The following is a 13,348-nucleotide window of genomic DNA, read 5'->3' as shown; positions in this document are numbered from 1 at the left end:
ACTCTTTTGGTTAAGCATACCCGAATGGATACCGTCACGCCGAGGCACCGGGCGATTGCAGGGCCACACGGGGCTGACCATAATGGCCTCGCCCAGCCCATCCGCCTCTCCCGCCAGGAGCCTTCATGACCGCACGACCGGACGACAGCGCTGCCGACTTCGACTGTCTGGTGTTCATCGGCCGCTTCCAGCCGCCCCACCTGGGGCACCTGGCGGTGATCCGCGAGGCGCTGCGCCAGGCGCGCCAGGTCATCGTGCTGGTGGGCTCCGCCTGGCAGGCGCGCTCGCTGCGCAATCCCTGGCGCTACGAGGAGCGCCTGCGCATGCTTCGCAGCGCCTTCGAGGAGGAGGAGAACGAACGCCTGAAGGTCGTGCCGCTGCTCGACGCCCTCTACAACAACGACGTCTGGGTGCGCGACGTGCAGCGCAAGGTGCGCGATATCGCGAGCCCCACGCATGCGCGGCTGCCGCGCATCGGCCTGATCGGCGCCAGTCGTGGCCAGTCCAGCTATTACCTGGCGCTGTTCCCCCAGTGGGAGTCGGTGAGCGTGCCGCTGGTGGAGGGCATCTCGGCGAGCCGGATCCGCGAGCGGCTGTTCCGCTCGGCAGGCTCGGCGGAGGACTACCTGAGCACCCATGCGGCCCACGACCTGCCCCCCGGCGTGGTGGCCCGGGTCCGCACCTTCCTCGAGGAGGCGACCTACGGCCAGCTGGTCGAGGAGCAGCGCCTGCTCGACCAGTACCGCCAGGCCTGGGCCCAGGCCCCCTACCCGCCCATCTTCGTCACCGTCAACGCGGTGGTGGTGCAGTCCGGCCACGTGCTGCTGGTCCGGCGCACCGCCGCACCGGGCAAGGGGCTCTATGCGTTGCCCGGCGGCTTCATCAGCCCCCACGAACGGCTGATGGACGCCTGCCTGCGGGAGCTTCGCGAGCGCGTGCGCCTCAAGGTGCCGGAGGCGGTGCTCAAGGGCTCGCTACGCGGCCAGCGGCTGTTCGACGAGCCGCACCGCAGCTGGCGCGGCCGCACCCTGGCCGAGGCCTTCTACTTCGCCCTGCGCCCCGAGCAGCAGCTGCCCCAGCTCAAGCCGGTCAAGGGCGGCGATCACGCCCGCTGGGTGCCGCTCGCCGACCTCGACCCCGAGAGCCTGTTCGAGGATCACTTCTTCATCATCCAGGACTTCCTGGGGCTGCCCGCCGACTTCGGCGGGCGCTGACGGTCGCCGGCGAGCCGGGTTGCCATGTAAAAAGGTCGGAGGTGGGCCTTCAGGCCTGAAGGAAATCCCTGGGCAACTTCATCATCTGCCGCCACAGCTTCTCGACGCCGGGCTTGTGGACCAGCGAGCAGCGGTAGAGACGAATCTCCAGCGGCACGTCCCACTGCTCGTCGCCGGCCCGCACCAGGCGCCCGTCCTTGAGCTCCTGGCGGATGCAGAAGTCGGGAATCCAGGCCGTGCCCATGCCCTGCATCACCATCCCCTTGAGGCCCTCGGCCATGGCGGTCTCGTAGACGGTACGCAGGCGCATGCGCACCGGGTCGTTCTTGAGCAGCATGCGCACGGTGCGCCCCAGGAAGGCGCCCTGGGTATAGGCCAGGTAAGGAATCGATTCCTGGCCTTCGAGAGTGAAGCGCGGCTGGCCCTGCTCGTCGGGCAGGCAGACCGGCAGCATCTTCACCTGGCCGATGGAAAACGAGGGAAAGACCTCGGCGTCCAGCTGCATGCTGGCGTAGGGGTCGTAGTAGGCCAGCATCAGGTCGCAGTTGCCCTCGCGCAGCACGTGGATCGCGTCGCCCACGTTCATGGCGACCAGCCGGGTGGGCAGCTCCCCGAGGCCCTGCTGCAGGCGCGAGATCCACTGCGGGTAGAAACTCAGGGCCAGGGAGTGGGCGGCGACGATGTCCAGCGCCTCGTTGGCCATGGCCAGGCCGCGCAGGTGGCCGAGGCTCTCGTTGAGCTGCTCGACGATGTTGCGTGCGGTGACCAGGAACAGCTGCCCTTCCGGGGTGAGGTCCACCGGCGTGGTGGAGCGGTCGACCAGGGTCACGCCCACCGCCTGTTCCAGGGAGCGGATGCGCCGGCTGAAGGCCGGCTGGGTGACGTGCCGCTGGCGGGCGGAGGCCGAGAAGCTGCGCGTACTGGCCAGGGCGACGAAGTCTTCCAGCCATTTGGTCTCGAGGTTCACCAGGATTCCCCAGGATAGCGTAATGACTGCCCCCCGGCGGGGAGCTTGTGAAGCCCGCTAATGTACCCCAGCCGGGAGCGCGACCCAAGCCGGCTACTGGATCGGCGAGAGCAGATAGGCCGCCCGGGAGAGCAGCTTGCGCCACAGCGGGCGGCGGGTGAGCTCCTCGAGCGTGACGCGCCGGCAGTCGCCGAAGTCGCGCTCGAGCATCTGGTGCACCTCGGCGGCGAAGCGCCGGTCGGGCACCACCGCGGTGATCTCGAAGTTGAGCCGGAAGGAACGGTTGTCGAGGTTGACCGTGCCGACGCTGGCGGCGACATCATCGATCAGCATCACCTTCTGGTGCAGGAAACCGGGCTGGTAGCGGTAGACCTTGACCCCGGCGCGCAGCATGTCGGGCAGGAAGGAGAACGCCGAGAGGAAGACCAGCAGGTGATCGGGGCGCTCCGGCATCATGATGCGCACGTCGACGCCGCGCATCGCCGCCAGGCGCAGGGCATCCTGCACCCCCTGGTCGGGCACGAAGTAGGGGCTGGTCACCCAGAGCCGCTCGTGGGCGCTGTGGATCGCGTGCTGCACCAGCAGGCTCGCCGTCTCCAGGTGATCCGCCGGCCCCGAGGGCACGATCACCACGCTCTGGCTCTCGGCCTCGTCGTCCTGACCGTCGCCGGCATAGGGCACGGGGGTCCAGGTGAGCGAGATCATCTCGCCGGTGGCCCAGTGCCAGTCCTCCCAGAAGGCCTCCTGCAGGCCCAGCACGCTGGGGCCGCTGAGCTTCAGGTGGGTGTCGCGCCAGTGGCCGAGGCGCGGGTTCTCGCCCAGGTATTCGGTGCCGACGTTGAAGCCGCCGATCCAGCCGGCGCGGCCGTCCACCACCAGCACCTTGCGGTGATTGCGGAAGTTGAGCTGGAAACGATGCTTCAGTCCCCGTGAGGAGCGAAAGGCGCTCACCTCGACGCCGGCCAGGCGCAGGTCGCGCAGGTAGCGCTCCGGCAGGCTGTGCGAGCCGATCTCGTCGAACAGGAAGCAGACCCGCACGCCCCGCTCGGCGGCGAGCTGCAGGCGCTGCTTGAGCGCCACGCCCAGGGCGTCATCGCGGACGATGAAGAACTGGATGAGGATGTACTCCTCGGCGGCGTCGATGCCGGCGAACAGGCTCTCGAAGGTGGCCTCGCCGTCGATCAGCAGCTCGGCGCGGTTGCCTCTGGTGAGCGGCATCAGGGCGAGCTGTTCCACCGCGCGAATGTCGGCATTGCTGGCGGATGAGAGGTAGGGTTCGAAGCGGTCCCGGTAGCGGTCCAGCTGGCGGCGCAGCACGCTGTCGCGCTCGCCCCGGGCCAGGACATAGCCGTAGAAGCGCGGCCGGCCGAAGATCCAGTAGGCCGGCACCGCCAGGTAGGGCATGGTCAGAAGCGAGATGATCCAGGCGATGGCGCCCTGGGAGGTGCGCGACGACATCAGGGCCAGCACGGCCGAGAGGATGCCCAGCACGTACGTTAGAAAGATCGCCAGGCCGATCAGCCAAGAGGTCATGGTCGACTCCCCGTTCCGTGGGACGACGGCGTGGCCGCCCTAAAACACCGTGTCCTGTTGCCGTACCCTCCCAGCATACCGTCAACGACGACGGCCCCACCAGATGGCGGGGCCGCAGAAAGCCGTTGCTGGAACACGCCGCAGCAAGGGGCGCCGGCGACAGGTCGTAGCGGGGGGCCTACGCCAGGGATGGCGTCGGTAGCGCCCAGGGAGGGGTTCACAGCGCCCCCGCGTAGACCTGTGGCCGGCACTGTCCATTCGAGACGCCAGCCTCGAACGTCACTAGCGCGTCAGGCGCGCTCGGCGATGATCTCCTTCCACTTGGCCGGACCGGTCTGGTGCACGGAGGTGCCCTGGCTGTCGACCGCCACCGTCACAGGCATGTCCTCGACCTCGAATTCGTAGATCGCCTCCATGCCGAGGTCCTCGAAGCCGACCACGCGGGCCTGCTTGATCGCCTGGGCGACCAGGTAGGCGGAGCCGCCCACGGCCATCAGGTAGACGGCCTCGTTGTCGCGGATCGCCTCGATGGCCGCCTCGCCCCGCTCGGCCTTGCCGACCATGCCCAGCAGGCCGGTCTCCTCGAGCATGGTGCGGGTGAACTTGTCCATGCGCGTGGCGGTGGTGGGACCGGCCGGGCCGACTACCTCGTCACGCACCGGATCCACCGGGCCCACGTAGTAGATGAAGCGACCCTGCATGTCCACGGGCAGCGGCTCGCCCTTGGCGATCATGTCGACCATGCGCTTGTGGGCGGCGTCGCGGCCGGTGAGCAGCTTGCCGTTGAGCAGCAGGGTGTCGCCGGGCTGCCAGGTCTTGACCTCCTCCGGCGTCACGCGGTCGAGGTCGACGCGCTTGACGTTGTCGCCCGCCTCGCGGGTGATCTCCGGCCAGTCCTCGAGCTTCGGTGCGGGCAGCGCCGCGGGGCCGGAGCCGTCGAGGGTGAAGTGGGCGTGGCGGGTGGCGGCGCAGTTGGGGATGATCGCCACCGGCTTGTTGGCGGCGTGGGTCGGGTAGTCCTTGACCTTGATGTCGAGCACCGTGGTCAGCCCGCCCAGCCCCTGGGCGCCGATGCCGCTCCGGTTGACCTTGTCGAACAGCTCCAGGCGCAGCTCCTCGGCCCGGTTGGCCGGGCCGCGTGCCTGCAGGTCCTGGATGTCGATGGGATCGAGCAGCGCCTCCTTGGCGATCTCCATGGCCTTCTCGGCGGTGCCGCCGATGCCGATGCCGAGCATGCCCGGCGGGCACCAGCCGGCGCCCATCTTGGGCAGCTGCTCCATCACCCAGTCGACCACGCTGTCCGAGGGGTTGAGCATGGCGAACTTGGACTTGGCCTCGCTGCCGCCGCCCTTGGCCGCCACGTGCACCTCGACGGTGTCGCCGGGCACCAGCTTGTGGTGGATCACCGCCGGGGTGTTGTCCTTGGTGTTGGCGCGCTTGCCGTCCGGGTCGGCCAGCACCGAGGCGCGCAGCACGTTGTCCGGCAGCTGGTAGGCGCGGCGCACGCCCTCGTTGATCATGTCGTCGAGGCTCATGTCGGCCTCGAAGCGCACGTTCATGCCCACGTGCACGAAGACCGTGACGATGCCGGTGTCCTGGCAGATCGGGCGCTTGCCGAAGGCACACATCCGCGAATTGATCAGGATCTGGGCGATCGCATCCTTGGCCGCCGGGTTCTCCTCCCGCTCGTAGGCCGCGGCCATGGCGTCGATGAAGTCCTTCGGGTGGTAGTAGGAGATGTACTGCAGGGCATCGGCGACGCTCTGGATCAGATCGTCCTGGCGAATCACGGTCATGGTCAAGGAGCTCCTTGGCGTTGTCGGCATGCCCGCCTGCGCCGGAAAGCGGCGCCACGTCGGGCCTGAACGGCGGGCATTATACCCTACCCTCCGTCCTGTCGACATTCTCCCCAAAGGTCTGATTCGTTGTAGTCAGCGATGCTAGGTAACGGTATAAATATGATAGCTACACAGGGCCAGGCTGACAGGCCGGGCAGAAGTAGAGCCGTCGCGAGGCCACCGCGGTGCGCACGATCGTTGTCCCGCAGGCGTGGCACGGCAGGCCGTCACGCTCGAACACGGCAAAGCGCCAGCGACGCCGTGAGGCACCCCGGGCCCGATCGGCCGCCGCCCAGTCGGGACGGTTGGTGACCCCGGCCTCCTCGTAGGCCTGGCGCGTCACCGCGAGGAGGCTCTCGGCCAGGTGCGTCAGCCCCTCCTCCTCCAGGGACTGGGGACGGATGCGGTGATGGAGCCCGGCGAAGAACAGGATCTCGGAGCGCAGGTAGTTGCCGATGCCGGCGAACAGCGACTGGTCGAGCAGCAGCCCGCCGAGGCCCCGGCGGCGAAAGCGAGGCTCGAGCAGCCGCGCCGCGGCCTGCTCCACCGTGACCCCGTGGGTCAGCAGGTCAGGGCCAAGTCGTGACAGGAACGGGTGCTCGTCGAGCCGCCCGGCCTCCCAGAGCGAGACGTCCGAGGCGCTGTAGAGGCTCGCCGCCCTCCCCTCGGCCACCAGGCGCACCCGCAGCGAGCGGCCGGTGTCGGGCTCGCGCTCGGCGTCGTGCAGCTTCCAGACGCCATAGAGCTGGTTGTGTGAGTAGAGCACCCGGCCGTCGTCGAAGCGGGTCAGCAGCGCCTTGCCCCAGCTGTCCACGGCGCTGACCTCGCGCCCGATCAGCGAGGCGGCCTGCCCCGCCAGCTCGGGAAAGGCGAACCAGGCGTCCTCCAGCCGCCGTCCGGCGAGCTGGCGATGCACGCGATCGGCCGCGCGACGGATCTCGGGGCCTTCAGGCATCGTCTCCCCTCCCGGTTACCGTCAGGCCGAGCCCAGCATCAGCTGGCGCTCCTTGAGCACGTGCAGGCGATCGCGCAGCCGCGCGGCCTCCTCGAACTCGAGGTTCTGCGCCGCCTCGTGCATGCCGTCCTCGACCTTGGCGATCTCCTTGAGCAGCGCCTGGGGCGACAGCTCGGCGGGATCGTAGACGGCCTCGGGCTCGGCGACCTTGCGCTCGCCACGGCGCCCCTTGCCCTTCTTGCCGGGGGCCTGGGCGGCCTCCATGATGTCGGCCACCGAGCGGGTCACGGTGGTCGGCGTGATGCCGTGGGCCTCGTTGTGGGCGATCTGCTTGGTGCGCCGGCGCTCGGTCTCCTCCATGGCGCGACGCATGGAGTCGGTGACCCGGTCGCCGTAGAGGATCGCCTTGCCGTGGGCGTTGCGCGCGGCGCGGCCGATGGTCTGGATCAGCGAGCGCTCGTTGCGCAGGAAGCCCTCCTTGTCGGCATCGAGGATCGCCACCAGCGAGACCTCGGGAATGTCGAGGCCCTCGCGCAGCAGGTTGATCCCCACCAGGACGTCGAACTTGCCGAGCCGCAGGTCGCGGATGATCTCGACCCGCTCCACGGTGTCGATGTCGGAGTGCAGGTAGCGCACCCGCACGTCGTGCTCGTCCAGGTACTCGGTGAGGTCCTCGGCCATGCGCTTGGTCAGGGTGGTGACCAGCACCCGCTCGCCTACCTCGGTGCGCGCGCGGATCTCGGAGAGCAGGTCGTCGACCTGGGTGGTGGCCGGGCGCACCTCGATCTCCGGGTCGAGCAGGCCGGTGGGCCGCACCACCTGCTCGACCACCTGGCCTGCGTGCTCGGCCTCGTAGGGGCCTGGGGTGGCCGAGACGAAGATCGTCTGCGGGCAGATGCGCTCCCACTCCTCGAACTTCATCGGCCGGTTGTCGAGCGCCGAGGGCAGGCGGAAGCCGTACTCGACGAGGGTCTCCTTGCGCGAGCGGTCGCCCTTGTACATGCCGCCTACCTGGGGAACGCTGACGTGGGACTCGTCGATGAACAGCAGCGCGTCGGCCGGCAGGTAGTCGAAGAAGGTCGGCGGCGGCGCACCCGGATCGCGCCCCGAGAGGTAGCGCGAGTAGTTCTCGATGCCGTTGCAGTAGCCGAGCTCCAGCATCATCTCGATGTCGTAGAGGGTGCGCTGTTCCAGGCGCTGGGCCTCGACCAGCTTCTCCTGCTTGCGCAGCTGGTCAAGGCGAGTGACCAGCTCAGCCTTGATCTCCTCGATGGCGCCGAGGATGGTCTCCCGCGGCGTCACGTAGTGCGACTTGGGGTAGATGGTCATGCGCGGCACCTTGCCTCGCACCTCGCCGGTGAGCGGATCGAAGAGGCTGATGGTATCGATCTCGTCATCGAAGAGCTCGACGCGCACCGCCTCGTCCTCGGCATCGGCCGGGAAGATGTCGATCACGTCGCCGCGCACCCGGTAGGTGCCGCGCTTGAAGTCCAGGTCGTTGCGCGTGTACTGCAGCTCCGCCAGGCGGCGCAGGAAGGCGCGCTGGTCGATCAGCTCGCCGCGGGTGAAGTGCAGGCGCATCTTCAGGTACTGGTCCGGGTCGCCCAGGCCGTAGATCGCCGAGACCGAGACCACGATGATGGCGTCGCGGCGCTCCAGCAGCGCCTTGGTGGCGGAGAGGCGCATCTGCTCGATGTGATCGTTGATCGAGGCATCCTTCTCGATGAAGGTGTCCGACGACGGCACGTAGGCCTCGGGCTGGTAGTAGTCGTAGTAGGAGACGAAGTACTCCACGGCGTTGTCGGGGAAGAACGCCTTGAACTCGCCGTAGAGCTGCGCCGCCAGGGTCTTGTTGGGCGCCATCACGATGGTCGGGCGCTGCAGACGCTCGACCACGTTGGCCATGGTGAAGGTCTTGCCCGAACCGGTCACGCCGAGCAGCGTCTGGTGGGCCAGCCCCGACTCGAGCCCGCCGATCAGGCCCTGGATGGCCGCGGGCTGGTCGCCGGCCGGCTGGAACTTGGACTGCAGACGAAAGGGCTTGCTCATGACGGCTCCGATGACGGTCCGGACGCCGTCGCGGCGCCCGAGAAGGAAACGACGCCGGGCGCGGGGTCAGGCGTCGGCGCGGGTTGGGGTGCTCTGGTCGGCGAGACGGGTGGAGACCTCCACGGTGGCGGTGGTCATCAGCCGATGAATCGGGCACTTGTCGCTGATCTCCTCGAGCCGCGCCCGCTGCTCGACGTCCTCGATGCCGTGGAAGGCCATCGCCACGTCGAGGCGATAGGTCCCGTGGCGCTCCTGGCTGTCGTCGCGGTTGACCGTGACGCTCACCCCCGACAGCGGCCACTGCTTGCGCCGGGCGTACATCATGGCGGTGATCGCCTTGCAGGCGCCCAGGGAGAGATCGAAGTAGTCGTGGGGATCCGGGGCGCTGTTCTCGCCACCATAGGCCTCGGGCACGTCGACGAAGAGCTCCTCGAACCCGTCCAGTTCGACCCGCTGGCGATAGACATGGTTGCGCTCGCTGACGACTTCAATGGTCTTTCTCACGCCGACACTCCTGTCACGTTGTACGGCCTCGCATCACTGCGGGGTCACTTCACCTCGATGCCGAGCTTCAGGGCCTTGACCGCCTGGATCAGCGCCTCGCGGCGGGCCTTGCCCTCGACTTCCGCGCCGTGGCGGCCGACCTCGACACTCTCGACGCCGTCGAGCATCATCAGGGCGGTGGTGATGCGGTTGACCTGGTCGGCGTTCTCGACGCCCTGAAAGCTCAATGACTGCTGGGCCATGCTCGGCTCCTGAGACGAATGAAGGGTGAGTGGGAGCAGGCCACGAGTCTAGCATGCCTCCCGAGCACCGGGCAGCGCTTGCAATGCCGCCCCGTCGCCCGCATCTAGCGCAGCATCATGCCCGACACCGAATCACGAGGAGCCCCGCAGATGAAGGATTGGATCGCTGCCACCGGCGGCCGGCAGGAGGCCGGCGACCGGGTGACGTTCGAGACGCCCGCGGCGCCCCGCCTCGCCCTGGAGAGCACGGTGATGACGCCACTGGCCCACCTGGGCATGCTCGACGTCGAGGGCCCGGATGCCGAGCGTTTCCTGCAGGGCCAGACCAGCGCCCAGGTATCGCTGGCCGACGGCACCTTCGCCCCGCTGACCTGCTTCTGCACCCCCAAGGGGCGTATGCTGGCCAACGCCCAGCTGATGCGTGTCGCCCCGGATCACTACCGCCTGATCATGCACGCGAGCCTGGTGGCGTCGCTTGCCGAGCACCTGGCGAAGTTTGCCGCCTTCTACAAGACCGAGCTGCGGACCCGTGACGATCTCGCGCTGCTCGGCCTGATCGGCCGCGAGGCCCCGGCGCTCGCCGAGGTGCGCTTCGACGCCGCGGCACCGCGCGCCTGGCACCAGAGCGGCGACCCGGCGGTCCAGCTGCTGGCCCACCCAGGGCCGCGCCCTCGCCTGCTGGTATGCCTGCCTGCCGAGCGCGTCGCGGCGGAGTGGTCGCGGCTCGCGGAGCACGCCACGCCGGTCGACAACGCCGTGTGGCGGCTGCACGACATCCAGGCCGGACTCGCCTGGCTCGATGCCGATCAGCGCGATACCTACCTGCCGCAGATGATCAACTGGGAGGCGCTGGGCGGCATCAGCTTCAAGAAGGGCTGCTACACCGGCCAGGAGGTAGTCGCCCGCGCCCACTTCCGCGGCCAGGTCAAGAAGCGCCTGGTGCGGGCCCAGCTCGACGGCGGCCTGCTGCCGGAACCCGGCAGCGCCATCGAGGACGCCAACGACAAGCGCCTCGGTGAGGTGCTGTGGGCCGAGCTCGACGCCTACGGCGAGGCCGAGGTGCTGGCGGTGATGAGCACCAAGGAGCCCGCCCTGCCCCTGCGCTGCGCCGGCCAGAAGCTGAAGCTGCTGAAGCTGCCCTACTCGGTGGAGCGGCTGGACCCGGAAACGCTGGCGGTCAAGTAGCCAGCCCGAACAGGCGGCGCGCGGTGGCGGTGCTCGCCGCCGCCACCCGCTCCTCCGACTGGCCGCGAAGCTCGGCCACCCGGCGGCACACCTCGGCGACCCGCGCCGGCTCGTTGCGCTCGCCCTGGTGGCCGGCCAGCGGCATGTCGGGGCTGTCGGTCTCCAGCACGTAGCCGTCGTCCGGCAGCGAGGCCACGGCGCGGTGCACCCTCCTGGCGCGCTCGAAGGTCGTCGCCCCGCCGAGCCCCAGGGTGAAGCCGAGATCGAGGAACCGCTTGGCCTGCTCGGGCGAGCCGGCGAAGGAGTGGATCAACCCGCCCGCGGGGAGCGCCAGCTGACGCAGCCGCTTGGCGACCCGGTCGTTGGCCTGCACGCAGTGGATCACCACCGGCAGCGCCTTCTCCTTGGCCAGGCGCAGCTGGGCGTCGAACAGGCGCCACTGGGCGTCGAGAGTCTCGTCGAAGCGGGCGTCGATGCCGCACTCGCCGATCGCCACGAGCTCCGGATGCTCCTCCACCCACTGCGCCAGCGCCTCGACGTCGTCCGGGGCGTGCTCGTCCATGAAGTAGGGATGCAGCCCCAGGCAGACGCCGACGTCCTCGCGCTTGCCCAGCGCCAGCACCCGCCCCCAGTGTCGCCGGGTCGTGCCGGGCACCACGAAATGCGTGACGCCCACCGCCCTGGCCCGCTCGAACACCGCCTCACGGTCGGCATCGAAGTCGGGGAAGTCCAGGTGGCAGTGGGCGTCGATCAGCATAGGGGCAAGCTACAAGGAGCAAGGAGCAAGGAGCAAGGAGCAAGCTACCTCTGCTGCCTTGCTCAAAGCGAGGGGCGCCGGGGACAGGCCGAAGAGGAGGACATTTGCCATGGATGGCAAATGTAGCGCCCAGGGAGGGGTTCACAGCGCCTCCTCGATGGTCCGGCACCCCGGGGCCTGGCCCCGGATCAGCCCCGACCGGGACTGCACTGGCACTAGCGCAGTCAGTGCTCACGCGTCGGCTGGAAGCGGATCTCCGGCCAGCGCTCCTGGGTCATCTGCAGGTTGACCCGGGTCGGGGCGATATAGGTCAGGTAACCGCCGCCGTCGATGGCGAGGTTCTGGCTGGCCTTGCGCTTGAACTCCTCGAGCTTCTTGGCGTCGTCCGAGTAGACCCAGCGTGCGGTGTTGACGTTCACGCCCTCGTAGACGGCCTCGACCTTGTACTCCTCCTTCAGGCGGTGGGCGACCACGTCGAACTGCAGGGTACCCACGGCGCCGAGGATCAGGTCGTTGTTGTCCATCGGCATGAAGACCTGCGTCGCGCCCTCCTCGGAGAGCTGCTGGAGGCCCTTCTGCAGCGCCTTCATCTTCAGCGGGTCCTTGAGGCGCACGCGCTTGAAGAGCTCCGGGGCGAAGTGCGGGATGCCGGTGAAGCGCATGTCCTCGCCCTGGGTGAAGGTGTCGCCGATCTGGATGGTTCCGTGGTTGTGCAGGCCGATGATGTCGCCGGGCCACGCCTCCTCCACCTGGGAGCGATCCGCGGCCATGAAGGTCAGGGCGTCGGCGATCTTGACGTCCTTGCCGATGCGCACGTGGCGCATCTTCATGTTCTTCTCGTACTTGCCCGAGCAGACCCGCAGGAAGGCGATGCGGTCGCGGTGGTTCGGGTCCATGTTCGCCTGGATCTTGAAGACGAAGCCGGTGAAGCGTCCGTCGTCCGACTCCACCGTGCGGGTGTCGGTCTCCCGCGGCTGGGGCGGCGGCGCATACTCGACGAAGCCGTCGAGCATCTCGCGCACCCCGAAGTTGCCCATGGCGGTACCGAAGTAGACCGGCGTCAGCTCACCGCGGCGATACGCCTCGAGGTCGAAGGCGTGGGAGGCCCCGCGCACCAGCTCGACCTCCATGCGCAGCTCCTCGGCCTGGTCCTCGCCGAGCACCGCGTCCACCTCGGGGTTGTCGAGCCCCTCGATGCGCTTGTCCTCGGGGATGCGGTTGCCCTGGCCCTGGGTGTAGAGGTGGATGGTGTCGTTGTAGAGGTGGTAGACACCCTTGAAGTGACGCCCCATGCCGATCGGCCAGGTCATGGGCGCGCACTGGATGTTGAGCACCTCCTCGACCTCGTCCATCACCTCGACGGGGTCGCGGATATCGCGGTCCATCTTGTTGACGAAGGTGAGGATCGGCGTGGTGCGCAGGCGACACACCTCCATCAGCTTGATGGTGCGGGCCTCGACGCCCTTGGCGCCGTCGATCACCATCAGCGCCGAGTCCACCGCGGTCAGGGTGCGGTAGGTGTCCTCGGAGAAGTCCTCGTGGCCCGGCGTGTCGAGCAGGTTGACGATGCGCCCGCCGTAGGGGAACTGCATCACCGAGGTGGTCACGGAGATGCCCCGCTCCTGCTCCATCTTCATCCAGTCGGAGGTGGCGTGGCGGTCGTCGCGCTTGCTCTTGACGGAACCGGCCAGCTGGATGGCGTTTCCGAACAGCAGCATCTTCTCGGTGATGGTGGTCTTGCCGGCGTCGGGGTGCGAGATGATCGCGAAGGTGCGGCGCAGCGCGGCTTCATGGGCGAGGGTCGAGTTGGACATTGCGTCTCGTCGCTGATTGGTGCAGGGCCGGCCGGCGTCATGACGCCGGCCGACGCGTGTCGGTGTCTATCGATGCGTGTGGGGCGCGATTGTACCGTCAGGCACGGAGTCTGTCGCCGGTCGTGGCCAGCCCGGACGCCCACCGACCCTCGGGACGGGCGGTGCCATCCCGGCATGTCCCGACAGCCGGTCCCGAAGGTCATCGGCACATAATGGGCGTTTTATTGCACAAATATCACCTGCCTGCCCAGATATGGGTAATTTACTGCGCAATAAATGGCGCCTGCGCT

Annotated in this window: 11 protein-coding genes; 2 read left to right on the top strand and 9 right to left on the bottom strand. The window is 68.5% G+C overall.

Annotated elements, in window-relative coordinates:
- Positions 1-125: 125 nt before the first annotated feature.
- Positions 126-1,214 carry a bifunctional nicotinamide-nucleotide adenylyltransferase/Nudix hydroxylase gene (locus tag C9F13_RS00275; RefSeq protein WP_108444250.1) on the top strand — a complete coding sequence of 363 codons (1,089 nt, stop codon included), beginning with the start codon at positions 126-128 and terminating at the stop codon, positions 1,212-1,214.
- 49 nt (positions 1,215-1,263) lie between these two features.
- Here C9F13_RS00275 and C9F13_RS00270 read toward each other — a convergent pair whose 3' ends face one another.
- From C9F13_RS00270 to C9F13_RS00240, 7 genes are all read right to left on the bottom strand, one after another.
- Complete coding sequence (locus C9F13_RS00270; RefSeq protein WP_108444249.1) at positions 1,264-2,181, bottom strand: LysR substrate-binding domain-containing protein; 918 nt, start codon at positions 2,179-2,181, stop codon at positions 1,264-1,266.
- A 93-nt stretch (positions 2,182-2,274) separates the two neighbouring features.
- Positions 2,275-3,714, bottom strand: a complete 1,440-nt coding sequence (gene cls / locus C9F13_RS00265) for a cardiolipin synthase (RefSeq protein ID WP_108444248.1) — start codon at positions 3,712-3,714, stop codon at positions 2,275-2,277.
- A gap of 290 nt (positions 3,715-4,004) precedes the next feature.
- Positions 4,005-5,510 (bottom strand): fumarate hydratase, encoded by a 1,506-nt coding sequence (locus tag C9F13_RS00260; protein WP_108444247.1) that lies wholly within the window; start codon positions 5,508-5,510, stop codon positions 4,005-4,007.
- A 169-nt stretch (positions 5,511-5,679) separates the two neighbouring features.
- On the bottom strand, positions 5,680-6,507 hold the full coding sequence (gene nei, locus C9F13_RS00255) for an endonuclease VIII (protein ID WP_108444246.1): 828 nt from the start codon (positions 6,505-6,507) through the stop codon (positions 5,680-5,682).
- A gap of 21 nt (positions 6,508-6,528) precedes the next feature.
- A complete protein-coding gene (gene uvrB, locus C9F13_RS00250; RefSeq protein WP_108444245.1) occupies positions 6,529-8,556 on the bottom strand; it encodes an excinuclease ABC subunit UvrB in 2,028 nt (675 codons plus the stop codon).
- Positions 8,557-8,622: 66 nt separating this feature from the next.
- On the bottom strand, positions 8,623-9,060 hold the full coding sequence (locus tag C9F13_RS00245; protein ID WP_108444244.1) for an OsmC family protein: 438 nt from the start codon (positions 9,058-9,060) through the stop codon (positions 8,623-8,625).
- Between the two features lie 44 nt (positions 9,061-9,104).
- Positions 9,105-9,302, bottom strand: a complete 198-nt coding sequence (locus C9F13_RS00240; protein WP_108444243.1) for a hypothetical protein — start codon at positions 9,300-9,302, stop codon at positions 9,105-9,107.
- 150 nt (positions 9,303-9,452) lie between these two features.
- Between C9F13_RS00240 and ygfZ the strand changes: the two genes are divergently transcribed.
- Positions 9,453-10,487, top strand: a complete 1,035-nt coding sequence (gene ygfZ, locus C9F13_RS00235) for a CAF17-like 4Fe-4S cluster assembly/insertion protein YgfZ (protein WP_108444242.1) — start codon at positions 9,453-9,455, stop codon at positions 10,485-10,487.
- Here ygfZ and C9F13_RS00230 read toward each other — a convergent pair.
- Both C9F13_RS00230 and prfC read right to left on the bottom strand, forming a co-directional pair.
- Positions 10,480-11,244, bottom strand: coding sequence for a TatD family hydrolase (locus C9F13_RS00230; RefSeq protein WP_108444241.1), 765 nt, complete (start codon positions 11,242-11,244; stop codon positions 10,480-10,482). The genes ygfZ and C9F13_RS00230 overlap by 8 nt on opposite strands.
- A 224-nt stretch (positions 11,245-11,468) precedes the next feature.
- Positions 11,469-13,058, bottom strand: coding sequence for a peptide chain release factor 3 (prfC, locus tag C9F13_RS00225; protein ID WP_108444240.1), 1,590 nt, complete (start codon positions 13,056-13,058; stop codon positions 11,469-11,471).
- Positions 13,059-13,348 lie beyond the last annotated feature (290 nt).

The sequence above is a fragment of the Halomonas denitrificans genome (assembly GCF_003056305.1).
GTDB classification, from domain to species: domain Bacteria; phylum Pseudomonadota; class Gammaproteobacteria; order Pseudomonadales; family Halomonadaceae; genus Halomonas; species Halomonas denitrificans.
Note: the sequence above shows the minus strand (reverse complement) of the source record. Positions and strands in the feature narration are given on the sequence as shown.